This window comes from Leptospira alexanderi serovar Manhao 3 str. L 60 (genome assembly GCF_000243815.2).
Classification (GTDB): Bacteria; Spirochaetota; Leptospiria; order Leptospirales; family Leptospiraceae; genus Leptospira; species Leptospira alexanderi.
Genome location: NZ_AHMT02000020.1, coordinates 63,065 through 89,558 on the forward strand (window position 1 = coordinate 63,065; position 26,494 = coordinate 89,558).

Genomic DNA, 26,494 nt, shown 5'->3' on the forward strand with positions numbered 1-26,494 from the left:
GTTCAGAGACGGAATAAGAGTCCTCCCCAATAAAATCCGCCTCCTACGGCGGGGGTAAGGAATAAATCTCCTTTTTTAAACTTTCCTTTATAATAATATTCTGATAATACGATCGGGATGGAGGCGGCGGAAGTGTTTCCGACTCTTTCGAAGTTCATAAGAATCTTTTCTTTCGGGAATTTGGTTCTTTTGAGAACGTCTTGAACGACTACGTCCGTTCCGGGATGAGGAACGACCCAGTCCACATCGTCTATGGTAAGACCGTTTTTTTCCAAAAGCAGGTCCATGGACTTGAGAGTGAGTTCTGCCGCTTTGCTCACGAGTTCGGGATAACTTTTCACGTAACTCGTCGGCGGAGGTCCGGTTACGATGATACCTGAAAGATCACCGTCGTCTTGTAGAAAAGAATCGATGATTCCGAAATTTTTATCCCCCGTATATTCTAAAAAAACACCCGCCGCCGCGTCTCCCGCGGTAAATTCTCCGTAACCTCCCATTCTGGTTCTGACGGAAAATCGTTCGCTCCCGATAACGAGAGCGTTTTTAAATTTGTCCGTTCTCAAGTATGCGGATGCCGTTTGAACCCCATGAACGAAACCCGTACAAGCGGTACTAACGTCGAAAGCGAGGGCGTTTTTAGTTCCGGAAAGTTTCGATGCTTGGGGAGCGAGATCGGGAAGGTAATAACGATCGGTCCAATTCGCGAGAATATAAAGATCCACATCTTCCGGTTTTTTTCCTGCGTCTTTCAGAGCCATTTCCGCTACTTTCGAAGCCATAAACATTGCGGTTTCGGTTTCGTTGGCCCTTCTTCTTTCGTTGACACCTATATTTCCAATCACTGCTTTTTCAGCCGGATGCATTTCCGGAAATTTCAAACGGGAACGAATTTCCTCGTTAGTCACGATTCGTTCCGGGAGATAGTGGCCGAAGCCGGTGATTCTGATTCCGTTCGACGTTTGATTTTTTCCACTCATAAGGGACCTCTAATAAATTCGAGTTTCATTTTATTATGGAAGTCTTGTATATACCATAAATTGTTCTATGTAAATCTTTTCCGGATCCAATTCGCGTAAAACGGTGAGTTCTTCCGCCGTCACCGGAGGTTCTTGTTTAAGAGGGATGTCTTCGTCCGGGGGAAGCCAAGAAGTATAACGTAATACCGCTTCTTCCGGTTCCATTTCTTCGTCGGAAGGAGGGGGAATCCAGTGAGAGAATTCGAAAACGTGATCCGAATTCGGTTTTCTTTGAAATCTTCCGAATTGACAGACCGCTTCCATTACTCGGTCTCCGACCGAGGTGATGTAGTTTACGTGTTTAACAAATCTTCCTCGATTGGCTTTTGCGACCACGATACAATCCGCGACGGCCGCGATGTCGTTGGCTCCTCCCGAACCCACGAGGAATTTGCCCTTGGACGTTTTTGTGGAATTGATATTTCCGAACCAATCCACTTCCGCCGCGCCTAAAACTCCGAGGCAGTGATCGGGAACAACAGTTCCTAAGATGCCTGTGATGTCGGAGAGCATTGTGCAATTTTTAGCGTGTAATTGACTGAAAAGAAAAACGTCTCCGGTATGAGGTTTCATCGAAAAAAAACCGAGTTCGGTGACAACTTTGACTTCGATTCCTTCTTTTTCCAAAAATCGGGCCGCGGTCCAAGCCGAGATGTGAGCCGCGCCGATTCCCGCGAGAATTGTTTTATAACCGTTGGTTTTGACGTATTCTTGAATGGCTCTCGCCGCGAGAATGATCATCTGCTCTGAGTCGTTTACCGTTTTCGGATTCTCCAGTTTGACGGCTTTGTTTTCTTCGGGAATACTTTTTAATCTCTTAAGACGAGCGCTTCCCAGGCGTTCCAGATATTCCGCGTGACCGCCTTTTAAGTTTACAAAGTTTGCATACCATTTGTCGGCCCGAGAAGGAGCGTTTGCAGCTTCGTTGGCCTCGATCTGAAATTCGTAGTCGTCCAAGTATGTGGAAAGCCCTTTGAATGCGGGAATTCCCGGAAGATTATGGACCCGAAGGGATTGAGGATGCGCACCGAATTCCGCAACGGAAAGTGCTCTTACCCGATTTCCTGGAATCGTAACCATTTCCGCAGGAATGGAACCTCTGGGAACGATTTTTTCCACGGTTGCGATCACACCTTCTTTTGCCGCGAGAGCTCCCCAGTAACCCTCTCCGCTGGGAGGGCAGAGAACTAAGTTTCCTTCTTCGTCTCCGACTATCGCGTGTAAAAGAGTGAAGTCCGGATTTAAGGGGAGAATGTATGCAAGGTCCACTCCTTTCTTACCCCTATAATTCGGAGAATGGGAGCCGTTTGCACTAACGGGACAATGTCCGGGGTCGGGCAATAGAAATGCGGTTTTACCTAATTTGTCTAAAATGAGATCGCTTCCTAAAAGAGAGTTTGTGATAAAACCCGGAAGACGCATTGCGCCCGCCATCAGTCTTTGAACGATGCTGAGAAGGGACCAAAGTTCCAGTTCGAACGGCTTCCCTTCCAGTAAATTAGAATATAATGAATTAGGAGAAGGTTTCGGATAATTATCGCCTGCAAAACCGGTGATCATTTTTTTTACGATCTTTGCGATCGTGAGAGCGTGCGCGCTAGAATGAATTCCCGCCATGCTAATCACGAATTCTGGATTCGAATTTTGAAAACAACGGGCGAGGGAATAGATAAGCGCATTAGGTCTGGACATAGTCGCCGAAAGATGTAAATACATTCCCGGGCTCACCATTTCTCGGATCATCTCATCGGGATTTTTAAAGATCTTCGCATTTTTTTCCAATGATTTTTATTCCCTGAGTAATACGGACACGACGAACCCTTCGCCTCCAAATTTGGACGAATCTTTCTTGTTATAGCCCTACGAGGAAGTAAATCGTTATAAAAAAATTTCTTCTTTTAAAATTATCAAATGTTTTTATACAATTCTTTTCTCGGGCAGACGCCGAATGAATTAAAGTGTACTATAACGATAGAAAGTTTTACTTTTGAGAATGCTATAGCAAGAACTTTTTTATAAATTGAAACAAAACTCGGGACTGATTCAAGACAAGTATTCCGATAACCGAAATTAAAAATTAGAAAGAACGAAGCCCTTTCTTGTTTTTTCCTTGAAGACTTTTTGTTAGGAAAAAATTTTTTTCATGCCGAAGAGGAAACGTAAATTCGAATAATATAAAATGATCTTATGTCCCAAATACTTGTGGTATAGTCGATAAACGATGACAGAGATACAGATTGAATTTCCGGAAAGGTATCATTTTTCAACAGAGCTTTCCATACGTAAGACAGATCTTGCTCTGGATATTCACGTGTCTTTCGCGTCCATTCTTGATATCGTGATGGAAGCGCATCTTCAGTTCTTTCAATATCTCGGTTTTTCCGTCACCGATATTTACGGAAAGAGTATTATATTCGCGAATGCTGGAATTCTCTATCAAGGGGAATTACTCTATAACGATCAAGTTAAGATCGATGTCGTATTGGACAATCTACAAGAAAAAGCTTTCGATCTTACGTTTCGTCTGTCCAAGGATCAAAGAAGAGAGAAGGTCGCACTCGTAAAAATCCGGGTTTTGTTTTTTGACTATTCTATTCGTAAAGTAGTGCCTGTCCCCGAGGGTTTTAGAAAAATTTTTACCGAAGAAAAAATTCCTTCTTATTCTTCTCCTCCGGTAGGTATTCAGGAAAAAACCTCATCGAAAAGTGCGACTCAGATTTGGAAATTTGATAAACTGGAAGTATTGCGTCTTGCTCATGGCCTAATTTTAAAATTATACGCACTTGGAAATAAAACGGATATATCTAGAATCAAAGAGCATGGATCTCTTCTCGAACATATCCGCTCGATCTCAATCCTTTTACCTGTTCGAATTGCCGGGGCTTGGGGAAGTAGAATTCTCTCGGAAAAGATCAAAAATATTTTAAAAGCGAAGGTGCATCTTGAGGAGCTTAGGTACCTTTTGATTCTTGTCCAGGATTTAAGGATCTATTCCATCGAAAGGGAATTATCCGATCTGGAAATCATCAACGGACATCTAAAAAAATATCTTGTCCGAGTCCGAAACGGAAAGACGAGAAAACTGATCTAAAGTCGAGTTCTGATTTGGATTCTTGTTTTGGCGGAATTTTTTTTCGGTTATTTCGATATGTCTCTTTTCTAAGAATGAGGGCTTAAAGCGGAATCATCTCGAAATACGAGTGGTGCCGAGACGCGAAGATACGAGAAAATCTGATTTTCGGATTAGTTTGGAAAAAAATTTTACAATAAATTCTAAAATTCTAATATAATATTCGGAGAAAGTACCATGAAAGACAAAGTCGCCGTGGTGACCGGAGGAAGCACCGGAATCGGGAAAGCCGTCGTAAGCGAGTTCGTTTCGAAAGGTGTCAAAGTTGTATTTTGCGGCCGTAGATTAGATGAAGGAAAAAAGCTGGAATCCGCAATTTGTTCTCAAGGCGGAGAAGTGTATTTCGTAGTTTGCGATGTGACTTCCGGAGAGCAGGTTCAAAAGGTGATCGATACCGCTTTGGAAAAATTCGGAAGACTGGACTTTGGGATCAACAATGCGGGAATCATGGGACTCAATCATCCCCTGCATGAGTATCCTGAAAATATTTGGGATAGTGTGGTGAACGTGAATCTCAAAGGGACGTGGCTTTCGATGAAATACCAGATTCCCGAAATGATTAAGATCGGAGGAGGGGCAATCGTAAATGTTTCTTCTATATCTGGAATTAACGGGGTTGTCGGAATCAATCCTTATGCCGCGGCAAAACACGGAGTTATCGGACTTACGAAAAGTGCGGCCTTGGAATATGCAAAAAAGAATATTCGGGTCAACGCGATTTGTCCGGGTGCGGTAAAGACTGAAATTTTAGACGAGCTTTTTCATCTCGCAAAAGATCCGGCGGAAGCGGAAAGACAACTCGTAAAATTACACCCGATTCATCGGATCGCCTCTCCGGAAGAAATTGCAAAGACTGTGGTCTGGCTTTGCAGCGAGGATTCTTCCTTTATCACGGGAACTGCAATTCCGGTCGACGGTGGATATTCGGCAAAATGAAAATTCTCCAAAAAAATCTTTGGGTGGGATGTTTTAAAATGAAAATAAGGATGAGGTCACTGGTTTACCTTAAAAAAATCATTTAACGAAAATTTCTTCTTGAAGTTCCTTATTGATGACACATATTTGTAATAGAATTTTGGAAATTATTTCAATTTAGCAGTATTTCTCCATGATTATCAACTACTTTGGAATTACGGAAAAAGGGAATTTTCGCTCGCACAATGAGGATTCTATGTACGCATCCGGAGAAATTGTGGCCGGAAACGTTTCGGGTTCTTTTTCTTCTTCCGGAATTCGAGATTCTGCGACGACTCCTCTGATTCTTGCCCTTGCGGATGGGATGGGTGGACATATTTCCGGAGAAGTTGCAAGTCGTATGACACTTGAAAAGCTCGCATGGACGGAAAGGGCCGTTCAACCTTTGGAAGAATTGCCACGTGCCGGTTGGCAAAGTTTATTCAGTATCATCAATCATGAAATCAATGATCATGCCAAAGCGACCGGAAAGCTGGGAATGGGAGCCACGTTAGTCGGCATCTTGTTTGGAAAAAGAAAGGTCCTTGTCTTTAATATGGGAGACAGTAGGGCTTATCATTTTTCTTCCAAAGGAATCCATAAAATTACGGTCGATCATTCTTTTGCGGGTACTATCAAAGGAAACCAGATCTCTAGGAGTTATATCACGAGCTGTATCGGAGGGGGGACTACGGATCTTCAGATGGATCTTTTCGACATCACGAGTTCGCTCAACACAGGGGATCGAATTTTGCTTTGTACGGACGGGTTGACGGACGTCATCAAAATAGATGATTTGGAAGAAATCTTAAAAAACTCGTCTAACGTAAAAGAGGCCTGTTATCATCTTTTGGAAGAGGCGAACCTAAGGATGACGAAGGACAATACTTCTATAATTGTGATCGAAGTTCAGGGAATGATGTTTGCCCGTTCCGAACCTCGAAAACTTACCCCAAGCGAAAAAAAACGGTAAGGGTAAAGAAGAAGTTTCCGTTCGGAGTTTTTTCGAAAGAGGAGCGAAACGGAAAATCAGATTTTCTTAATATTTCCAAAAAACCCAAACCGGCACCTTTGCTGTACTTAGGTCTTTCTCCCTTGATTTTCTCCAGATACAATTCCTTTACTTCTGCTTCCGTAAGGGATAAAAGGTGATCCAATTTCGTTTGTAAGGAAGACGCGGTTTCTGAACTCAAAAAATTTGCGGTAGAGAGCTTTAAAATATGATCTTTTTCTTTAACTAAGATCAAACCGACTCCGTAACCTCCTTCTTTTTCCAAAGAATAGTGACTTACGTTCTGAACCATTTCCACAAACACATTTAGGATCTTGTTCTTCCGTTTTTCGTTTGCAATTCTACTCTTAAGTATTTGTGTAAGATCCCCTAAGATTTCATGTGTCACTACGCCCTGGTAATAGAGAACCGATCTTAGCTTTTTTAAATAATCGTATTGTTTATACAATTTGTCGAATCTCATTTTGTTTTCCTTAAAGAAGATCCGGCGGTGCGGCGAGACTAACAAAGGAAGATTGACTTCCAATTGCAAAGGCCATCGAAATCGCATTTCTAAGCCGAGTCTTTCTTGCACCTTCGGTGATATGATCGTGATCGCATTCCGGGTCCACCTCCTTGAGGTTGATTGTTGGACAAAGGATTTGTTTTTTTAGCATTAGAGCGGTTGCGGCGACATTGATGATTCCCGCCGCTCCGAACGTATGACCGAAAATTGGTTTGATGGAACCGAGAGGAGCCCATTTACTTCGAGAGAGTCCGTTGTATAAAATATTGAGCGCGCGACTTTCGGCCATATCGTTGTTGATTGTCGCGGTTCCGTGTCCGCAGAAATAATCAATATCTTCGAGTTTGAGTCCGCTGATTCTCAAAAGTCGGCTTAAACCGACCGCAGCTTTTTTACCAGTTAGATCCATTCTCATTGCGTGGTCTGCCTCGTTGTAACTGTAGGTTCCTAAAACTTCCGCGTAAATTTTCGCACCTCTGGCGAGGGCATGATCCATTCTTTCCAAACAGAGAACGGCCGCTCCTTCTCCTAGAATAAAACCGTCTCGATTGCGATCGTAGGGTTTGATTGCGGACTTTGGATTGTTTTCTTCGGAAGACATGACCGAACTCGCAGGATCAGAATACATCATTATCAGAGGTTTTAGGAGAGGAAACTCGTGACCTCCCGCATACATCACTTCTGCTCTTCCCTTTCGAATCGCTTGATAACAAAGACTGATCGCGTGATGTCCACCGACGCAAGCGGCGGTGATCGTAGTCACAAATCCTTGAATGTTTGCGTAGATTGCGGTAAGGTTGGTAGGATTGGAAGCCATCGAAGTGAGAACGGAATAACGATCGAAGATATTTAGGTTTTTTCTTTGTGGTAGAGTTTCCAAGCGTGTTCCCACCAGGCAAGAGAGGATCTCGAAGAAGAATCGATAAAACCTACTTTGGACGGATCTACGGAGTCCTTTTCTAATTTTGCGTCTTTTCGAGCTTCCGCCATCGCGGACATAATCGCGAATGTTTCCCGGTTGTAACGTTTTGCGTATTTTTCTTCCAAATCAGGTAGGAATTTTTTCCAGTTGAAGTCGTTCATCTCCGCCGCAACTTTTACGGTCATGTCGTCGGTTTGAAACCGGGTGATTTTATCTATCTGCGAATTCCCTTCGGAAAGATTTTTCCAAAACATATCCACAGAATACGTATTCGGAAGAATGATTCCGATTCCAGTAATAGCAACTCTTGAATTATGATTGGTGTTTGTTTTATCCATACTTTTTGATTTTACTGCTTGTCCTAAAATTCAGATTTTCTATCGCCACGAATACCTCAAGTTACAAGATCTTCCATCCCATGGAGATCAGTATTTACTGAATCGTTCTTGGAATGATTTCTTATATTTCTGGAAACTAAGAGCAAATAACGTATACTTTTCTTTTGATCCTTCCTATAAGCGAATTTTAATCTTCTTACGAATATACATTCCTTTCTTTCTAAAAAGTCACGTCCTGAAAAAAAGTAGTATTCGGGCATTAAGTTTCTCTAATATGAAGCGGGGAGTCGGTTTTTACGGAAATCGAAAGAACGGTTCACCCGAAATTGAGAGTCTTTTAATGAACTCCGAATACTGTTTTTAATTCGATTTAGAAGATAGTTTTAAGTAAGAGATTGGACGATAAAAATCAAATCAAAAAAACGAAACGGATTGTTTTTGCATTTTTTTCCGTCTCGATCCTGGAAATCGGATGGAAACTATGGTTCTTTGACTGAAGAATCCAAGAATATTCTAAAATTCGATTCTTTTCTTTTGAATAAATATTTCTCGAGTAATTTTCGCTAACCAAAATCCGCCTCATGGAAGTGCGTTTGGTTTGAAATAAGTGTAATAAAAAAAGTTACAAAATGATTGACAAGTAATAGAGGCTCGGAAGACTGGGAGCGTTTTGGGCTAAGAAGCCGGGAGAACGTTATGTGGAATGAAACCCTTTTCGAACAAAAGAAGAAATCTTTGGAAGGATTTGGAGTTTTGTCGAAAAAATCCATTGCTCAATTTATGGAAAACATAAAGGTTCTGGACGAATGGCAGCTTCATCGGATCAATCCGATTCGTTTTGCAAAGCAGAATGATTTTGAAATAGGAGAGACACTTGATCTTTTCCTTCATTCCGCAAAGATCGGTTTTCTTGATTTTGCATACAACATGATTTGTCCCGCTTGTGGAGGTGTCGCCGCTTCTCACACGTCTCTAGATCAAATCGAGGAAAAAAGTTTTCATTGTTATATTTGTAACATCGACGTGCCAACTACTTTGGATGATCAGGTGGAAGTCAGTTTTTCGGTAAATCCGTCTCTTAAGAAACAATCTCTGAATCCTTTGGCGGATGTAGAAGCGTATCTCAGATATCATATTTCCGCCAACTTTCGCAAGTCCAAAGAGCTTCTTAATTTCATTTTTTCGAATATTCAAGATTTGATCGTTATGGAACCGGGTGCGACAAAACAAATTCGTTTGGATGCGATAAATGTTCCCGTGTATCAATTCAGTTCTGTGGAAAATAACTCGGCCGTCTTTTTGTATTTTGATTCTAAGGAAATCACAAAGGATAGGATCATCGATCTCAGTCTTCTTTCTACCGGATTTACTCCTGTGGAATTGCATCTTTCACCGGGAGAATACGAGGTTAAGGTTTCTAATCGGACGATCGCGACCTCCGGCTTTTTAATCATTAAACCGAACTTGAAAAGAATCCTGGAAATTATTGAGAAACATCCGACAGTGATCGAATCGTTTCTAACCGCGAAGATGCTTTTGAACAATCAAACCTTCCGGGAATTATTTCGCGTTCAACAATTAAGCAGTCAATTGAATTTAAACGTAAAAAGTCTTACGATCCTTTTTACGGATTTGAGAGGCTCGACCGAAATGTACGATAAAGCGGGAGATATCCTTGCGTATCGATTGGTTCAGGAACATTTCCGTTTACTCGCCGAAACCGTAAAGAAATTCAACGGCGCTATCGTGAAAACGATGGGGGACGCGATTATGGCGACTTTTTCTAGTCCGCTCGAAGGATTATTTGCTTCATTAGAAATGATGTTTCGTATCGATCGGATGAACGAGGAATTTAAGGAACACGGACATGAGATCGGTTTGAAAGTCGGTTTAAATGAAGGCCCTGCTCTTGCCGTCGTCAACGACGAAAGGCTCGATTACTTCGGTCAAAGCGTTAACATTGCGGCAAGAGTGCAAGCGCTCGCATCTGCGGGAGAAATCTGGGTGACTGAGCCGATTCTTTCCAGCCCTGGAATTCAGGAAGAATTAAATCTGAAAGGATATGAATCCGAAAGACACGAGGCTTTTCTTAAAGGAGTAGGTCAAAAAGCCACCGTTCACAAATTGTTCAAGAACGAAGAACAAAGGGCGTTTGTAGGATCGGTTTAAATTTTTCGAAATAAATTCAAGAATTTGAATGTGTTTCATTAAAGAATTCGTGCCCGAGTTTATTTTCTATGTCAGCGAAATCAAAATGATCGACTCTTCGTCCACGTCGGGAATTATATTCGTTTTGTTTTCTAGTTCCAATTCGACATTCTCCACTTTGCACGTTATACGGCTTGGAGCCATACGCTGAATTTGGTTCGACCGGGAGCGGTTTGGAACTCGATTTTTCCCCCGAAACTATCGATTATTTTTTTACAAATGTCGAGTCCGAGTCCCATTCCTTCCCCGTGTTTTTTTGTGGTGAAAAAGGGATCGAAAATTTTGTCTTGAATCGTTTCTGGGATTCCTGTTCCGGAATCCGTCCAGGAAACCACAACCCAAGAGTCCTCTTCTCTCGTCTCGATTTCTATCTTCCCTTTGTAGTTCATGGATTGAAGGGCGTTGTTGAGAAGATTGATCCAGACTTGATTCAATTTGTCCGCCTCTCCCAAACATCGTTTTTCGGTTTTGTAATTTTTTACGATTTCGACTTCATAGGTAATTTTATTATGATATAATATTAGAATGTTCTCAATTTCCATCTGAACGTCGATCGCGTAAAGTTCCCCTTGGGCTCCCTCCGTTTTGGGGCGTAGATAACTTTTAAGCGCGTTTACGACTCTAGAAGCCTTGTCCGTAGCGATCCATATCACGTTGCTTACGCGTGCGATCGTGATAAAGGAAGCCACCGCAGCGAGAATTTCGGCGATTTTTTCCGATCGTAACAAAGGAATCAACCGCTCTCCTAATTTGTGTATGCCCAGATCCGTGATCGTACGCGCGACCGAGTTCGGATTTTTAATTCCGGAATTTTCCAAATCGCGAGCCAACTCTTGACGGATTCCACGATTCGGTAAAATCGGAGATTCGGATATATGTTTCAGGCTTTCTTCCAAGATCGTATTGAAACGTTCCGAATCCTCTGGACTTAAATTTGAAAGCAGAATAGGAACATTTTTTAATTCATTATTCACGACTTCCGATATAGATCTACAGGAAGAGGAGATCGCGCCGAGGGGAGTGTTTAATTCATGACTGATTCCGGCGGCCAATTGACCCAAGGCGGCCAATTTTTCGGAAAGTACGAGCTGGTGCTGAGTGTCCCGAAGATTTCGCATTAATTTTTCGAGATTGCCGATCGCATTCATTAGATCTTCGTTGGATTTTGCGAGTTCCGCCGTTCTCGTTTCCACCTTTTGTTCCAGGTTTGCATTGAGTTCCAGAATCATGGATTCGTTTTCTTTATTTCTCGTATTGTTTACGATGAATATGGTTCCGAGTCCGATCAGGATTGCTACGGTGGAAAATAAGATCATGTCGGCGCCGCTTTCGGCCTGTTTGATTGGCATGCTGATCTCGAGGATTCCCCTTACGTCTCCGATCTTCCAATCTTTTTTCGGAGATTCTGGATGAGTGTTGTGACATTGAATACAAGAAGTCTGCATTCGATCCGCAAGAGCGTATCTAACGTAAGGTATTGAATCGATTTCTTGAAACGTATAGTAGGGTATATCTGGATTTTTCTGCAAACGATTTAGTGCGTCCTTTTGAAAGTCGTCAAGGCCGCCGTATCTGTGTCGATTGGGAAACGGATATTCGCTATATAATTCTACTCGAATCCCTTCGAACTGACGTGTAAGATGTTCTCCGAATTCTTTTACGATCGTTGCTGGAAGAGGAATACTTTTCGGAACCGTTTTGTATTTGTAAGTGACCTCCGTTCCTTCCTGTAACGCCTTATTTACTATATTATCCGAATAATAAACCCGAAGCGCGAGCATCTGTTGTGCGACGGTTTTTACGTTTCGTATCGCGGTAGTATCTGTATTCTTTTTTTGATAATAAAGGAGAAGACTTCCTAGAAGAAGGATTAGTAAGATACAACCGAAAAGAAAAGGCAGAAGGATGCGTGTTTCTATTTTCAGAAAATTCAGATTTAATCCGAGAAAGGACGGTTTTTTTAAATTCATGGTTTCGCCAGATTTACTTTTACGGTTTGATTATATCGTGGTAAACATGTGCTTTCATCCAATTTATTTGTTTTAGAGTTTTTGTTAAAGGAATGGAAGGTTTGTATTGCCCGAGCCGCATCTATACAGAAGACGAATAAAATTCTAAAATGAAGTCGTACAAAGAAAGTTTAAAAAAGTGTTTCTTATGAGTATCGTAGATTGAAAGTGCCGAGTTCTTTTTCGCGATTTCGCTTCGATTTCTGACGCGTCCTAAGGATTCGGTAATCATGGGCGTATTAGACTTTCATTTATTTTTTCTTGTTTCCCTTTTCTTCATTAAAAAAGAAAACTCGCTCCAGGCAAGCCCGCTCGTTTCAAAACGAGTTGTAATCGAACTCGAAGCCTTTCAACTAAAATCGCAAAAAATTGTCTTTGGAACGGGTGGAATTTTGGTTTTCTGGTCTGTTGGAAAATCTTTGAACTATGTGCGTAATTTAGTATATTATTTTTTTATATTTAACGTGAGCAGGGTCGTAAGAAAGTTTGGGCGAATAAGAAACTAAAGTGCAACGACTCCCCTGAACTCAGGCGCAGAGCTTTCCTGAACTCAGCAAACACCTTCCTATGGGTCGGTGTTTAGGTCGCTCTGCGGGTCGTCGTCGCAGCTCGCGAGTTTCATAGATAAAATGGCTCGCGACCGCGCTTTTCACTCCAATTCCTTCGGAATTTAAACTCAATGTTGCTTCCTATGGGCGCAACATAATAATCGCTTTCGCATTTTGTTATATCGAACTCACGTTATTTGAAATGGATGGGTTTATAAATCGGTTTGCGTGGAACTAGAAAATGGACGACGAAACGTAAAAAACGGAATACGTTTGGATCCCCGCGTAATTCCTACGTCATTCTGCGGTTTCCACTTCGATGACTTCGGATTCTTTGAGGGAAAATTCCGCTTTTCCAAGTCCGCGTTTTTTTCTGTCTATGATCCAGTAGAGATAAAGAATTATCGCGAATACACTTTGTAAGATGAATTGTGCGAGATGGACGGTTGTCGCATAGAACAAACCTTCGGAAGCCTTTTTACCCATCAGAACGAAAGAAGATGTGACGGAGGCGTGAAATACGCCCGCACCGGAGGGTGCGGAAGGAACCATAACGCCGACGGCGCCTGCGAACATGATAAGTATGATTCCGGGATAACTCATCGGAATTCCGACAAGTTTGAGAAGAATACCGTAGCTGAGTGCGTAGCCGATTAACCAAGTCGATGCGGTAAGAAAGGCGGGAAAAATGAATCGTTTCAGAACTAAAAAACTTCCCAAGTCCCGAACATAATGCGCGAGTTTATGGTTGAACCATTCTTTTTTACCGAAAAGACTTGCGACCGAGGCGAGGATCGATACGATCGTTTCATTCAAAAATCTCACCGCGATCAAACTTAGGAAAATTCCGGCGATTACCAAAGAGGATACGATAAAAAAGGAATCACTGCTTTCGTCTTTGATGCCTAAAAACATCAAAGCGCAGATTCCCGCGGAAAATATAAAAGAAAAGTCTAATACTTTTTCGATAAAGAGCGCGGTTACCAGAGTGGGGTATTGAAGCGACGATTCCTTTTTGCAGAAATATAAACGAAAGATGTCGCCTCCTCTCGCAGGAAGAAACATATTCGCCCCCACACCGATAAAGGAGGAAAGGAGCGCATAACGGAATCGAATTTGTTTTCCCATAAGAAGATGCCATCTCCAGGAAAAAAGGAGCAAACCCCAGGCGGAAGAGATACAAAATGGAATGAGATAGATCGGATCCCAGCGTTCTTGAATCCTTGCGAACTCGCTCAGATCGAGTTTTGAAAATAAAAATCCGAGAGCAGCTACGCTGACGACGGTTCCAAATAAAATACGTTTCAATGCGATATTCCCGACTTCAACCCGGAGGCCAGAGCAGTTGACGTTCCGCTAGAAGATGAAAGTGGATGTGAAAAACAGTTTGTCCTCCGTTTTTTCCGGTATTATTTACGATTCTGTAGCCGTTTTCCGCAAAACCGAGATTCTTTGCGGTGTCTCGAATCCGGAGTAGCATGTTTCCGAGTAGGGAAGAATCTTCGTTTTCGATTTCTGTGAGGGACGTTATGTGCTTCTTTGGGACGAAGACGATGTGAGCCGGCGCCTGAGGAGAAATATCATAAAAAGCTAATATTTCATCGTTTTCAAACGCGATCTTGGAAGGAATTTCCTTACGGATGATCTTGCAGAAGATGCAATTGTGGTCGTTCATTCTTGGTTCTCCATACAAAGCGCCGCCGCGCCTAAGGTTCCGGATATGTTTCCTCCGGGCAGAATTTGGGTATAAGTTCTGAAAATCGGAAAGATAAGTTCTTGAATTCTTTCTTTGAGGGAGTTGCCGAATAGATCCCAAGAATACACAAGCCCTCCCGTAAAGACGATCTTTTCCGGATTGATGGTATGAATGAGCCCTCTACAGAGTTGTGCGAGGGCTTCGATTCCTTCGTTTAATAAAATTGATGCGACGGTTTCTCCCTTTCGGTTCCTATCGAAAAATTCTTCGGCGGAGTTTAAAGTATTTCCCGTTTTTTCCTGATATCGATTTAAGAATCCGCTCGCGCTAAAATACGCTTCGGTACATCCTCGTTGTCCGCAGCCGCAGAGGGAGCCGTTTGGAAGATACGTGACGTGTCCCGCTTCCATTCCGCTTCCTTTGTAGCCGTCAAATAACTTTCCTTGATACACCCAGCCTCCTCCGAGTCCCGTTCCTAAAGTAAGAATCACCAAACTTGGGGATCCTTTTCCGAGACCGAAACGATATTCTCCGAGTGCGGCGAGATTTGCGTCATTGTTGTAGTAGACCGGAATCGAAAATTTTTTTTTAGATGATCAACTAACGCTACGTTTTTCAAAAGAGGTAGATTCGCCGATTGAATTAGGATTCCGTTTTCGCAGTCGATGGGTCCCGGACTTCCGATTCCAACTGCGGCCAAAGAGGAATTTTTCATTTCCGATACGATACTAGCAAGAGAATCCAGGAATTGTGACTCATCTGTTTCCACTCCCGTTGTGCGGGAAGTGCTTTCTAAAATGGTTCCGTCTGGAGCTACTAGATTGGCCTTGATGCTTCCCGCTCCGATATCGATTCCGAGATAAGATTTCATTTTACCACCCGGGTAAAGGCTCCTTCTCTCATTTCATAGATTGTTTTTGCGTCGAAGGCGAGATTCATATCATGGGTTACTAATAGAATTGTAAGGCCTCTGGAATTAAAATCGTAGAGAAGATTCCGGACGAGTTCGCTGTTTTCGGGGTCCAAATCTCCCGAAGGTTCGTCTGCGAGAAGAAGTTCGGGCTCGTTGATAAGCGACCTCGCGATCGCGGTCATCTGAATTTGACCGCCGGAAAGTTTGCTCGGGTAACTCTTTCGAATCGATTCGAGATGAAGACTTTGGATGAGGTATTCGCATTTTTCCAAATATTCTTTCGAACTGAATTTTTCAACAAGGAGAGCCGGAAGCAAGATATTCTCCTCTACGTTCAGGTCGGGAAGGAGTTCGGAAAACTGAAAGATGAGACCTATGTTTCTCGCCCGGAAGTTTGCAAGCGCTCCGTTACTCATTTCGCTGACCTTGGTCGTATCGAAATAAACTTCTCCTGAAGTGCTGGAAAGCATTCCTGTGATCATGGAGAGAAGAGTTGTTTTTCCCGAACCGGAAGGACCTACGATTGCGACATAGTCGGACTGATTCATGTCGAAAGAAACTCCGTTTACGGCTTTCGACTTTCCGTATTCTCGGGAGAGATTGTTGATGCGAAGTATCATTTTCCCCTCCGAATCGATCGGTATGGATCCAAAAAGGTGAGAATCAAGGATAGAATTGCTCCGATTCCCGAGATGAGAAAAATACAAATGAAAAACGCTTTTCCATAATCGAATAAACTCGACCCTTCTGCTACCCAAGGAGGAAAAAAGACGGTCGCGAGCGTACTTAAGGAAAATCCGATTCCGTGTAAAATCCAGAGTTCTGCGACCAAAAGTCGAATTGCTCCGGTTCGATTTCCTCCGACGGCCATCATAATACCCGCGTCAGACGTTCGTAGCAGGGTTCTTGTGATCGCCATAAAGATCAAACCGGCGGAACTGAGTAATAAAACCAACTGTGGATAATTCCGGAAGAGTTCGATACTAGAAGAGTTGGAAGGAGCTTTATCCATTCTAAGTAGAAAGATCCCAAAGATCAGGAAAAAACAAAATAAAGCGGAAAATCCTATATGAAGAATACTGATTGTGATATCCCGTCTTACAATAGAATATGCGAATCTGAAGTAGGTAAGTTTTCCCATCTGGTTTTCGTTTCTGTAAAATGATTGAATTTATCCCAAGACTGGATAATGCCCGAACTCAATTTCCGGGATTTTATCCATTTACCAACTGGAACCTGAAAGAAAAACAAAAAAAATGATCTTCGTCATTCTCGTAGCCATTGGAATCATTCTGATCGTTGCGTCTGGATCCTTCCTGATTCAGACCAAGAAAGACGCTTATGAAAAGGCCCTGGCTCTTGCGGCAATGGGGAATTATGTGGATGCTCGAGTAATGATCCGGGATATTTTGGATAATTCTCCTTCGAACGTTCGGGCACATTATGTGATCGCGAAAATTTACGCAATGGAAGGAGATACGATCAACGAAGCCCGGCATCTTGAGAAAATCAAAAAAATCGGAACATACGAAAAGGGAATCAACGAGATCGCCGTTTCCAACCGAATCGCGGATATCTACTACCAGCAGGACTTATTCGAAGAAGCTCTCTTTCATTATTTGGATACCGTAACAATCGACCCGGAAAACCCGGAAGCGAACGTCCGAATCGGTTTTATGGCTTTAGGCCAAAAAGAATTCATGATCGCGGATCGGTTCCTAAGCAAAATTTCCGACGAAAAAATCAAAAACGCTTCCATCTTCATCGGAAAGGGAGTGATTTCCGCGATTCTTCGGAAAGGAAATCCGGTCGATTTTTTTGCAAAAGCGTACGATCTCGAGCCTTCCTCTCCGGTCGGAGGTTTTTTATATGCTCTGAGTTTGACTAGAGACGGTAAATACGACGAAGCCGTTCGAATCGCAAATTCCGTTGCGGATCTGATCGAAGACGATTACATACGTTATACGATCTTTCAGTTTTTGATGTGTTGTTTTATTCTTCAAAAGAATTTGGGTGAGGCTCTTAAACACTCGAGGCTTTGTATGGAGATGGCGAGGAACAGCGGTTGGAAACAGGAGATGATCGACTCCGACGTTTATTTTTCTCTTTTAGCGGTCAAACTCGGTAAGCTGGAAGAAGCGAGCGAATATCTCATTGAGGCCGAGTCTGAAAGGATCGACGATCAAAGAATTTTGGAACTTGCGAACTACAAGTTTCAATTGGAGACCAAAAGAATCGAAGCAAATAAAGCCGCACCGGGAGGTTTCTCCTTGGACGACGAGATTGCGAGAATTTTTGGCGAACTCTTTCCGGTGGAACGTTTTTATGAACTTTCCGGACTTAAGTCTTCCAAATCCTTTCATATCAAAGGGATCTTGGACGATCAAGGGAATAAACTTCTTTCGGACGTTTCTAAAATCGGAGTCGGAGTTTTGGATCACTATCGTCAATTGAAAGGGGTGGAATTTAAGAATCTCTGCGTTCGAGTCGCGATGGCTCTGAACTATACCGTGAGTCGCGAAGTTCCCAACAAGGAAGGGGACGGTCTCAATCTTACGGGTCTGAACAAAGCGGATAAGGAAACCCGTTCCTTATTTAAATTCCGTAAATGGAAGGACGCCAAAATTTCGGATATTTTTCTCCGGGATACGATCGTTCAGTTGAACGAATTGGGTTTGGATAAGGCCTTTATCATCGGAGATGCGGAGTTTACGGAAGGTGCCAAACGTTTTCTTGCGGATAATTCTTCCTTGCTCGATGTAATTTCCGGGAAGGACTTAGAAGAAATTCTTAAAAAAGCCCTTCATCAGGAGGCAAAATAAGCATAACGTTAAAACACTACGAGAATGTTGAAGTGTATTTCCTATTTTGAAAAGATGTGGGATCTTTGCGTTTTCGACGGAATCGTCCGCATTTTCAAAAAATCTAATATTTACCCGAGTTCATTCCGGATCGGAGTACCTTTTTGTCGAACTTGCCCACGCTCGTTTTTGGAATCGCTTCGATCAATCTAATGTCGTCACTGTGAGGCAATTGCCAGTTCGCAAAGTTTTCTTTGAGAATTTCGAGAACCGATTTCTTATCTACTTTTTCCCCTTCCTTTGCGACCACGAACACTACGGGAACTTCTCCTCGAATCTCGTCGGGTTTGGCGACAACGGCCGCCTCTAAAACTCCTGGGGCTTTCAACACGTAACTTTCCATTTCGACGCTAGAAATCCATTCTCCTCTCGTTTTGATCAGATCTTTTTTGCGATCCGTGATTTGGATATAACTGTGTTCGTCGATTGTAATTACATCTCCGGTTCGAAACCATCCGTCTTCCGTGAAAGATTCCTTGCTCGGGTTTCCGTAATAAGAAGCTGTGATCCAAGGTCCTCTCACGATCAATTCTCCCGGAGTTTTACCGTCTTTGGGAATGTCTTTTCCTTGGTCGTCAATTCCCTTGAGTTCCACTCCCGCAACCGCCGGACCTTGTTTTGCAAGAAGTTGCATTTTTTCTGATTCTTTTCGATCGTTCATCGTGGTCCTGAGTCTGCATACTGTTCCGACGGGGGATAACTCGGTCATTCCCCACGCGTGAAGGATATGAATTCCGAAATCATTCTTGAATCCCTCGATCATGGATTGGGGTGCTGCAGAACCTCCTACGATCATGGTGTGCAATTTGCCGAGGTCGTAGGAATTCTTTTTGAGATGTTGATACAAGACGTTCCAAATCGTGGGAACCCCGGCGGCGATACTCACTTTTTCTTGTTCTAATAGGGAAGCAAGTCCGTGACCTAACAGATGTTTTCCGGGAAACACAAGAACCGCTCCAGTCATCACGCAGGCAAAAGGGATTCCCCATGCGTTTGCGTGGAACATAGGAACTACGGGAAGAACCGTTTCCTTTTCACAGATACCCAAGCTGTCCGACATACAGATGGACATACTGTGTAGGTAGATGGAACGATGACTGTAAACGACTCCTTTCGGATTTCCTGTCGTTCCCGAAGTATAACACATCCCGGCGGCCTGATTTTCATCTAACTCCGGTAAGGCGACCTCCTTACTTCCGTTTTTGAGGAACGTTTCGTAATCAATCGCGTCCGGAAGAGCTGCCGACTCTGTCGCTTCGAGATCGTCCATGACGACAAACTTAGGTTTCTTTTTAAATTGAGGAAGTAAGTCGAGAAGAACCCTGCCCAGGCTTTTATCCACAAAGATCACGGAGTCTTCCGCGTCGTTGACGATGAATACGAGCTGTTCCGGAAAAAGTCGTACGTTTAAAGTATGCAGAACCGCGCCCATCGAAGGCACCGCAAAGTAAACTTCGAGGTGTCTATAGTGATTCATTCCGAACGTAGCGATTCGATCGCCGGGACGAATTCCAAGTTTTTGCAAAGAATCGATCAGCTTGTTTACTCGGGACGAAAACTCTCCGTATGTGTAACGATGTATGGATTCGTCGTTCATCTTCGTCACGATTTCTTTTTCGGGATGTACTTCGGAAGCTCTACGTAAAATAGCGGGAACGGTCAATTGATAGTTCATCATCGTAGATTTCATAAAAGTTCTCCTGGGCTCAAAAAAATTTTATATCGATTGGTGAGAACGGAATTGTACGATTCTTTCAAAGTCCGTCAATGAAAAGTTCGGGGAAAAGCCTGCGATTCTGCGTTTTGAAACGAGGAGCGGTCTAAAAATAACCGTTTGACAGACAGGTTTTTTCCGTTATTTTTTTGGACTTGATTTTTCATAAATCGAAGGGAAACTAAATCCGTGAATATAATTCCCAAAACGACAATCGCTGAAATTCAAAACATGCAGTTGAACGAACAGATAGAGGCACTCTCTTCAATTTGGGATCAAATTGCATTCAAAAATCCTGGATTTGATGTTTCGAAGGAAGATAAGCAGTTGTTGGATGAGCGCGTTCTTCGTGAAGAAGATATACCTAGCAAACCTTGGGAGAATTTAAAAAAATCGCTTCTTAAAAAACAAAAGTGAAACTTCTCCCTGTTCGAATCAAGCCGGGCGCCGAACAGGACATTGTTCAAGCGGTAGATTACTACAATCGCAAAAAAGAAAATCTTGGTTTTGAATTCGTTTTAGAAATTGATTCCGTTTTTGATAGAGCTAGTCGTTTTCCTGAAATCGGTCCGTTTGTTTACAAGGATTTTAGACAACTGTTGACTCGTCGTTTTCCTTTTAGAATTTTTTACAAAACCTCAAAAAATCATATCGATGTGTATGCGGTTTTACATCAAAGCCGTGAATTTAGGAAACTACTTCAATCGCCTACTTGAAAACAAAGAGTATCGATCTACTGAAATCGATTTCGCAAGCATAGAATCGATTCTGCGTTTTGAATCGTTTCCTTTGAAACGAGGAGCGGTCTAAAAATAACCGTTTGACAGACAGGTTTTCCGGTTTGGAATGGAATCGGAGCGTAGGTTTGGAGTCGAAAGATACTTTTAAAAAAACATCGGGTTGGCCGCTTTATATCGTGGCGGGGATTCTACTGTTTTCAGCTCTCATTTTTTTGATCGGCAAGTTCAATCGGACCGGACTGGAAGAAAAAATCGCAACCGGTAAGCCGATTTACTTTTTATTTCATGCGGTCGGAGATTCGGAGGAATACGAGTTCGGTCTTTTAGCCGTTCTCTTTCCGTCTAACAACCGTTGTGCGTTATACTTCATTCATCCGATCACGTCGTTTGACGATCCGGACGATTCTTTGGATCTTCTCAAATCCGGTGCTAAATCTTCAGTCAAAAGCGCAATCACCGATTTGATCGACGCCAAACTTCATTATACGATCTCTCTTTCCGCTTCCAATTGGATTCGTATCGTGGATCTTCTCGGAGGTCTAAGCGTTTATACGGATAACAAAACGGTTCGTAATTCCTCGCAGTACAATCGGGAGGCCGGAGTTTATACGATGTCCGGTGCCGACGTTTACGACTACACGAGTAAGATGGACAAAAAAGAAACCTTGGATTACTTGGAAAGGATCTCTCGTCAAGAGAGTGTGGTTCTTACTCTTTACGAAACTCTTTTTCAAAGAAGAGAATTTCTAACGACTCCTCTTTTGGTCTTTGCGCACGGTTTAATCGAATCCGATCTTTCTAAGGAAGATTTCGTAAGCCTCGTTAAGTTTATCAATTCTAGAAGAATTCAGTTCGGAATCTCGGAACTTCCGGGAGAACCCGCAAACGATCCGAAGACGAAAAAACTCTATTTAAAAACGGATATTGCAAGAGCTAGAGTCGCTTTTCGTAAATTTCTCAAGGATATGAACTCGGACGTTTTTGTAGATGCGGAGTTTGCCAGAACGGAAGTTCTCAACGGAACCGAAGTTTCCGGTCTTGCAAAGGATGTTCGTGGAATTCTTTCCGATAAGAGAATCAAAGTGCTTGCGGCGGATAATGCTTGGAAAAAAGGATTCCCGAAAACCGTAGTGATTGATCGCTCCGGCAATACCGCGATCATGGATCGGATTTCAACCGTTTTAGAAAAAGCTGAAGTACATCATGTACTAAGAAAGGATTTGGGTTTGGATGCGACCGTCGTCGTTGGTTCCGATTACGAACCGAGAAAATAAAGATTCATGAATCCTGCTCCGAAACAAAATCCGACTACTAAAGAAGTTCTTCAAGTCATCTACGATATTATGGTGGATAAAAAATGTGAAGAGATCAGCATCTTAAATTTAGAAAACGTCAATAGTTATTTGAGTTTCTTTGTAATTTGTACCGTCAATTCTGCGGTTCAAGCGAATGCGGTCGCAAGAGAAATCAGAAAAACATTAAAAGAATATAAACTAACTCATAAAGAAGTGGATAAAACGGGAGCTTCCACCACTTCGGGTTGGACGCTTTTGGACTTTGGAGAAATCATCATTCACATTATGACTCCGGAAAAAAGAGAATATTATAATTTAGACAGACTCTGGCGAGATGCCAAAAGAATGGAACTCTAACGCCGTCCCTTTCCTGATCGGTCTATCGAAATGATTTTTAATTCAGCGGTTTTTATTTACTTTTTTCTAGTCGTATTGGCGGTTTGTTATTTTTTTGCCGTTAGAAAAACTCCTAGAAACATTCAAAACTTCTTTTTGTTGATCGTATCTTATATCTTTTACGGTTGGTGGGACTGGATCTTTTTGATTCTGATTATTTCCGTTTCCGTTTCCAATTTTTACATCGCTCTTTTGATCGAACAAAAGGAATCCTTCAAGACCAGGGGGTGGCTTTTGTTTTTGGCTGTTCTCATCGACATGGGAATGCTCTGTTTTTTTAAATATTATAATTTTTTTATAGATAACCTAAACGTTGCAGTCAAAACTTCCGCCGGACTTTTCAGCGTGGAGAATCCGACTCTTTTTCAAGATTCTATTTTTCTTCAGATCATTCTTCCCGTAGGAATCAGCTTTTTTACGTTTCAGACTCTTTCTTACGTGATCGACGTCTATTATCGCAAACTCAAAGCGGAGACAAACTTAATCGACTTTTCACTTTTTGTTTGTTTTTTTCCTCAATTGGTCGCGGGGCCGATCGAAAGAGCCGGAGACCTTCTTCCTCAGATCAAAAAAGACAGAAAGATCAATCTCGATCTTTTTTATAAGGGTTGTCTTTTGATTCTTGTAGGCTATTACATGAAAACCTACGTTGCGGACAATCTGGCGGAACTTGTGGATCTGGTTTTGTTGAAAAGTTCTTCCGTATATAAATCCAATCCGGAACTTGCGGGGGGACATTCCGCGATTCATACCGTTCTTGCTTTGTGTGCGTTTATCTTTCAGATTTATTGCGACTTTGCGGGATATTCTTACATTGCCAGGGGTTCCGCGTTTCTTTTAGGTTTCCATCTGAGCGAGAATTTTATCACTCCGGAATTCAGCGTAAACTTTAGGGAGCTTTTCCGAAGATGGCACGTTACCCTCAACCGATGGTTTACGGATTACGTATACATTCCGTTAGGCGGGAGTAAGGTGAGCAAACTTTACAACTATAGAAATTTGTTCGTCATTTTCGGTCTTTCGGGCGTCTGGCACGGAGCAAGTTGGAATTTTGTGTTTTGGGGGCTTTGTTGCGGGCTTTATATCGTGCTTTATATGATATTCCGCGAGCCTTTCGATAAGTTCAAGTTTACGCTCAAATCCAAGTTTCCTTTTTTGAATCATTCGTTCTTCACGAAAGGATTTTTCTTTTGGTCCTGTTTTATTACGTTCTTCATGTTTGCGATGACTTCCATATTCTTTAGAAGTTACGACGGAAATCATGTGAAGATTCTTTTTATGAATATCGTAGAAAATTTTTTCGTACTTAAGGGTTTAAACGATCAGATCAGCGTCTCTAACTACTTTACGGAAATCTTAAAGATTGTGGGACCTCTTTTGATCTGGGATTATTTTCATTATAAGAATAATTCTGCGTTCTTTATTTTCGATAAACCCGTAATAATTCGAATTGTTACGTATCTTTTTTTCTTTTACTGTATAGTTTTAAAAGGTGTATTCGGCAAAAATGTCATTTATTTCGCTTTTTAAGAATAAAGTCGTTTTGATCGTTCTCTCAATTGTGGTTTCGATTGAACTCGTAGCCAAATTTACGGAGATCTACTTTTACGAACATACGGAGGTTTTTTTAGTCAACAATGTTCGTAAAAAAATGGAGTCAGGAGTCCTAGATTACAAAGGTCTTATATTCGGAGATTCCAGAAGTATGTCCTTGATTCCCTCCGAAAAATCTGGGATATATAATTTCAGTCTTCCAGCGATGGGAGCAAGATATTACGCTCATTATCTTTCGAAGTACCTCAAAGCGGGAAATAAAAAACCGGAATTTATTTTATTTGCCTCCAGTCCGGGATTGATTGCGGGGGGGTATGGAGATCCGATCATCGACCCGAGTCTCATAAAATATGTTAAACCGAATATGAGTCTTTCTGAATATTTAAAGAACCGTTTTATTTCCGGTTTAACGTATAAGAATTTTTTAATGGAAAGCGCCCCGGATAATATGCGGAAAGCGGTCTCCGAGATCAATTGGAAGTTCTTTTCTCATAGAATTCTTCATTTATTTTCTGTGGGGGAAATGTTCGAACAATACAAAGGCCCTGAGCTTCTTTACGTACTTTCTGCTTCGATTCCGAACGTATTTTCCACATATCGGTATCGCAAAGCCCTTTTAAACGTATTTTCCTATGAGAATTACAGATCTGTTGAAGCTGAGATGAAGCTTGATTGCGGATGCGAGGAACTTTATACTCCTCAGTGTATGCCTCCCGAAAGTAATTTCAGGGATAATCGCTGGATTTCCGAAAAATTAAGTTTTCAAAACGGGGGTTTAAATATTTCGGATCGAATCAAACCGCAGCATGCTGTCCTCTATCAGATGAGTCGTGACAAACTTAAGGAAGAGGTTCTCGCGTCTTATAAGACAGAGCCGAGTTTCGATTTTAGTGCGTTTGAGGATTTTCTCAAATATACTCAGGCTCAAAACATAAATGTCTATTATATCTTAATGCCTTTTCCGGAGTATATTCAGTCAACGGGGTACTTTTCGAAATTTTGGCATGCTTTCGAATTGCTGAACGCGAAATACCCACATCTTAAGGTTTTACAATTTGAAAAACAATTTATGAAACCTGAATATTACTCGGATCAGATTCATCTCAATTGTCAGGGCGCAAAAGCCGTCAACGAAATGTTTTACAAACTGGGTTATTGATTCGGAAAATTTAAAAAGTCTGATTCGTTCGTAATTGTATTCTTCAAAGAATATTATCTCAAATCTTGTCGCTGGATTGAAAATTTCAAAACGGTATCTGTGCTCAAGACTACTGATCCCTACAAAAAAGAGTACCAAAAATATAACAATAATATCCCATTGTCATAATGCAAAACTTAGAAAGGGAAAAGTTAAAACGTTTGGAAAAACGTAGGTTGAAGGGAATTGCTCTCTTGAAGAAAGGCTACACGTGCTACGGAGTATCAAAAAAGCTTGGAGTAAGTAAGCAATCGGTAATGCGTTGGCGAGAAAGATATGAATCGGAAGGAATCGAAGGAGTAAAATGGAATGGTCGACGAGGTCGACCGACCAAATTGACCATTTCAGAGAAGAAAGAATTAAAAAGAATCATCTTGAAAGGTCCGATCAGTAACGGTTATCCGAATGAACTTTGGTCAACGTATCGCGTATCGGAAATCATACGAAAAAAATTCGGAGTAACGTATCATCAAGATTACGTAGGAATTCTCTTACATCAATTAGGATTTTCGTATCAAAAACCTAAAAGAAGAGCGTTGGAAAGAGATGAAAAGGCAATTGAAACTTGGAAAACGAAAACTTGGCCCGGTATAAAAAAAGCAGAGAATGAAGGGTTTAAGGTCATATTTTTAGATGAAAGCGGAATCAGCCAGAATCCATATACGATAAAAACTTGGAGCTTAATAGGTAAGACACCGATCCTTCGTCACAAGATGTCTTGGAAAAAGTTATCAGTAATCGGTGCTATTTCTAAAAAAGATTTTCACTTCCAGATCATAACAGGTTCTGTTAAAAGCCAGGACCTTATTTATTTTTTAAAGATACTTTTAAAGGGAAATCGCAAAAAGATTTTAATAGTTTGGGATAATCTATCTGCTCATAAAAGCAAAGCAATGAATGAATTTTTAAAAGCAAATGAGAAAAGGCTTCGAGTAGAATTTTTGCCTCCTTATGCTCCGGAGTTAAATCCGCAAGAATATATCTGGTGTCGTTGGAAGAAAAACTATATGGCTAATTTTTGTCCGGAGAATCTTAGCCAATTGATTCAAAGAACTAAATCTACTTTAGGTATATTGAAATCAAATACAATCAGTTTTGATAGTTATTGGAGACAAGCCGGCATTTAGGTACTCATTTTTATAGGGATCAGTAAAGAACTCGAATCCGGCGTATGGAGTGATGGATGCGTCTTGTCATACACTTCCTTTAACTTTCGAATCGCTACGTGGGTATAGATTTGAGTCGTACTTAGATCCGCGTGTCCAAGCATCTCTTGAACGTGCCGTATGTCCGCTCCGTTGTCCAACATCCCAGTCGCCGTCGTATGCCTGAAGATATGAACCGCTTGACGCTTGTTGACAGAAGCCGCCTCTCTAAACACCGCAAAGAGACTTGTAATACTCGAATGCTCCAGCTTCTTACCCATCTTACCCAGAAACAAATGTGGCTCTTCTGCATCTCTCAAAAATACAACTCTCGATCTTT

Annotated in this window: 22 protein-coding genes and 2 pseudogenes; 12 read left to right on the forward strand and 12 right to left on the reverse strand. The window is 41.9% G+C overall.

Translation table 11 applies throughout. The features are described 5' to 3' along the window. Positions 1-2: 2 nt before the first annotated feature. Together LEP1GSC062_RS07365 and LEP1GSC062_RS07370 are read right to left on the reverse strand one after the other, a co-directional pair. Complete coding sequence (locus tag LEP1GSC062_RS07365; RefSeq protein ID WP_020983867.1) at positions 3-977, reverse strand: ketoacyl-ACP synthase III; 975 nt, start codon at positions 975-977, stop codon at positions 3-5. A 33-nt stretch (positions 978-1,010) separates the two neighbouring features. Continuing rightward, on the reverse strand, positions 1,011-2,798 hold the full coding sequence (locus LEP1GSC062_RS07370; RefSeq protein ID WP_010578664.1) for a CoA-transferase: 1,788 nt from the start codon (positions 2,796-2,798) through the stop codon (positions 1,011-1,013). A 439-nt stretch (positions 2,799-3,237) separates the two neighbouring features. On the opposite strand from LEP1GSC062_RS07370, the gene LEP1GSC062_RS07375 reads away from it, so the two are divergent. The 3 genes from LEP1GSC062_RS07375 (at position 3,238) to LEP1GSC062_RS07385 (ending at position 6,073) form a co-directional block, all read left to right on the forward strand. Continuing rightward, a complete protein-coding gene (locus tag LEP1GSC062_RS07375) occupies positions 3,238-4,107 on the forward strand; it encodes an acyl-CoA thioesterase (RefSeq protein WP_010578665.1) in 870 nt (289 codons plus the stop codon). Between the two features lie 216 nt (positions 4,108-4,323). After that, complete coding sequence (locus tag LEP1GSC062_RS07380; RefSeq protein WP_010578666.1) at positions 4,324-5,082, forward strand: SDR family NAD(P)-dependent oxidoreductase; 759 nt, start codon at positions 4,324-4,326, stop codon at positions 5,080-5,082. 172 nt (positions 5,083-5,254) lie between these two features. Then, the gene (locus tag LEP1GSC062_RS07385; protein ID WP_020983823.1) at positions 5,255-6,073 is read left to right on the forward strand and encodes a PP2C family protein-serine/threonine phosphatase; all 819 of its coding nucleotides are present in this window, start codon (positions 5,255-5,257) and stop codon (positions 6,071-6,073) included. Here LEP1GSC062_RS07385 and LEP1GSC062_RS07390 read toward each other — a convergent pair. Further along, positions 6,048-6,575 (reverse strand): SiaB family protein kinase, encoded by a 528-nt coding sequence (locus LEP1GSC062_RS07390; RefSeq protein ID WP_020983831.1) that lies wholly within the window; start codon positions 6,573-6,575, stop codon positions 6,048-6,050. The genes LEP1GSC062_RS07385 and LEP1GSC062_RS07390 overlap by 26 nt on opposite strands. 10 nt (positions 6,576-6,585) lie before the next feature. Beyond that, positions 6,586-7,877, reverse strand: a pseudogene (locus LEP1GSC062_RS07395) (beta-ketoacyl-[acyl-carrier-protein] synthase family protein). Positions 7,878-8,573: 696 nt separating this feature from the next. Between LEP1GSC062_RS07395 and LEP1GSC062_RS07405 the strand changes: the two are divergent. Further along, positions 8,574-10,046, forward strand: a complete 1,473-nt coding sequence (locus LEP1GSC062_RS07405; protein WP_010578670.1) for an adenylate/guanylate cyclase domain-containing protein — start codon at positions 8,574-8,576, stop codon at positions 10,044-10,046. A 164-nt stretch (positions 10,047-10,210) separates the two neighbouring features. Here the strand turns inward: LEP1GSC062_RS07405 and LEP1GSC062_RS07410 are convergent, their stop codons facing one another. The 6 genes and pseudogenes from LEP1GSC062_RS07410 to LEP1GSC062_RS07440 all read right to left on the reverse strand — a co-directional run bounded on the left by LEP1GSC062_RS07410 (position 10,211) and on the right by LEP1GSC062_RS07440 (position 16,392). Further along, positions 10,211-12,055 carry an ATP-binding protein gene (locus LEP1GSC062_RS07410; RefSeq protein WP_010578671.1) on the reverse strand — a complete coding sequence of 615 codons (1,845 nt, stop codon included), beginning with the start codon at positions 12,053-12,055 and terminating at the stop codon, positions 10,211-10,213. An 884-nt stretch (positions 12,056-12,939) separates the two neighbouring features. Continuing rightward, positions 12,940-13,950 (reverse strand): lysylphosphatidylglycerol synthase transmembrane domain-containing protein, encoded by a 1,011-nt coding sequence (locus tag LEP1GSC062_RS07420; protein WP_010578673.1) that lies wholly within the window; start codon positions 13,948-13,950, stop codon positions 12,940-12,942. A 16-nt stretch (positions 13,951-13,966) separates the two neighbouring features. Beyond that, a complete protein-coding gene (locus LEP1GSC062_RS07425; RefSeq protein ID WP_010578674.1) occupies positions 13,967-14,317 on the reverse strand; it encodes a histidine triad nucleotide-binding protein in 351 nt (116 codons plus the stop codon). Further along, positions 14,314-15,209, reverse strand: a pseudogene (locus LEP1GSC062_RS23005) (ROK family protein). Before LEP1GSC062_RS23005 ends, LEP1GSC062_RS07425 begins: the two are co-directional and overlap by 4 nt. Beyond that, a complete protein-coding gene (locus LEP1GSC062_RS07435; RefSeq protein WP_010578675.1) occupies positions 15,206-15,871 on the reverse strand; it encodes an ABC transporter ATP-binding protein in 666 nt (221 codons plus the stop codon). The pseudogene LEP1GSC062_RS23005 and the gene LEP1GSC062_RS07435 overlap by 4 nt, the downstream one beginning before the upstream one ends. Beyond that, positions 15,868-16,392 (reverse strand): hypothetical protein, encoded by a 525-nt coding sequence (locus tag LEP1GSC062_RS07440; RefSeq protein WP_010578676.1) that lies wholly within the window; start codon positions 16,390-16,392, stop codon positions 15,868-15,870. Before LEP1GSC062_RS07440 ends, LEP1GSC062_RS07435 begins: the two co-directional genes overlap by 4 nt. A 115-nt stretch (positions 16,393-16,507) precedes the next feature. Between LEP1GSC062_RS07440 and LEP1GSC062_RS07445 the strand changes: the two genes are divergently transcribed. Beyond that, a complete protein-coding gene (locus LEP1GSC062_RS07445) occupies positions 16,508-18,073 on the forward strand; it encodes a tetratricopeptide repeat protein (protein WP_010578677.1) in 1,566 nt (521 codons plus the stop codon). Positions 18,074-18,176: 103 nt separating this feature from the next. Here the strand turns inward: LEP1GSC062_RS07445 and LEP1GSC062_RS07450 are convergent, their stop codons facing one another. After that, a complete protein-coding gene (locus tag LEP1GSC062_RS07450) occupies positions 18,177-19,802 on the reverse strand; it encodes a long-chain fatty acid--CoA ligase (RefSeq protein ID WP_020983870.1) in 1,626 nt (541 codons plus the stop codon). A 213-nt stretch (positions 19,803-20,015) separates the two neighbouring features. Between LEP1GSC062_RS07450 and LEP1GSC062_RS07455 the strand changes: the two genes are divergently transcribed. The 7 genes from LEP1GSC062_RS07455 (at position 20,016) to LEP1GSC062_RS07485 (ending at position 26,136) form a co-directional block, all read left to right on the forward strand. Further along, complete coding sequence (locus tag LEP1GSC062_RS07455; RefSeq protein ID WP_002735479.1) at positions 20,016-20,243, forward strand: hypothetical protein; 228 nt, start codon at positions 20,016-20,018, stop codon at positions 20,241-20,243. Then, positions 20,240-20,542, forward strand: coding sequence for a type II toxin-antitoxin system RelE/ParE family toxin (locus LEP1GSC062_RS07460; RefSeq protein ID WP_004496273.1), 303 nt, complete (start codon positions 20,240-20,242; stop codon positions 20,540-20,542). Before LEP1GSC062_RS07455 ends, LEP1GSC062_RS07460 begins: the two co-directional genes overlap by 4 nt. 104 nt (positions 20,543-20,646) lie before the next feature. Further along, positions 20,647-21,840, forward strand: a complete 1,194-nt coding sequence (locus LEP1GSC062_RS07465; RefSeq protein WP_020983826.1) for an LCP family protein — start codon at positions 20,647-20,649, stop codon at positions 21,838-21,840. Positions 21,841-21,846: 6 nt separating this feature from the next. After that, positions 21,847-22,218 carry a ribosome silencing factor gene (rsfS, locus tag LEP1GSC062_RS07470; RefSeq protein ID WP_010578681.1) on the forward strand — a complete coding sequence of 124 codons (372 nt, stop codon included), beginning with the start codon at positions 21,847-21,849 and terminating at the stop codon, positions 22,216-22,218. Between the two features lie 30 nt (positions 22,219-22,248). Then, positions 22,249-23,787: an MBOAT family O-acyltransferase gene (locus LEP1GSC062_RS07475; RefSeq protein ID WP_020983837.1), complete on the forward strand. Its 1,539-nt coding sequence runs from the start codon at positions 22,249-22,251 to the stop codon at positions 23,785-23,787. Further along, entirely contained in the window at positions 23,765-24,970 is a 1,206-nt protein-coding gene (locus tag LEP1GSC062_RS07480; protein ID WP_010578683.1) for a hypothetical protein, read from the forward strand. Before LEP1GSC062_RS07475 ends, LEP1GSC062_RS07480 begins: the two co-directional genes overlap by 23 nt. A gap of 167 nt (positions 24,971-25,137) precedes the next feature. After that, complete coding sequence (locus LEP1GSC062_RS07485) at positions 25,138-26,136, forward strand: IS630 family transposase (RefSeq protein WP_020983868.1); 999 nt, start codon at positions 25,138-25,140, stop codon at positions 26,134-26,136. On the opposite strand, the gene LEP1GSC062_RS07490 is transcribed toward LEP1GSC062_RS07485, so the two are convergent. Then, a partial coding sequence (locus LEP1GSC062_RS07490; protein ID WP_155827657.1) for a tyrosine-type recombinase/integrase occupies positions 26,133-26,494 on the reverse strand: 362 nt, incomplete at its 5' end. The genes LEP1GSC062_RS07485 and LEP1GSC062_RS07490 overlap by 4 nt on opposite strands.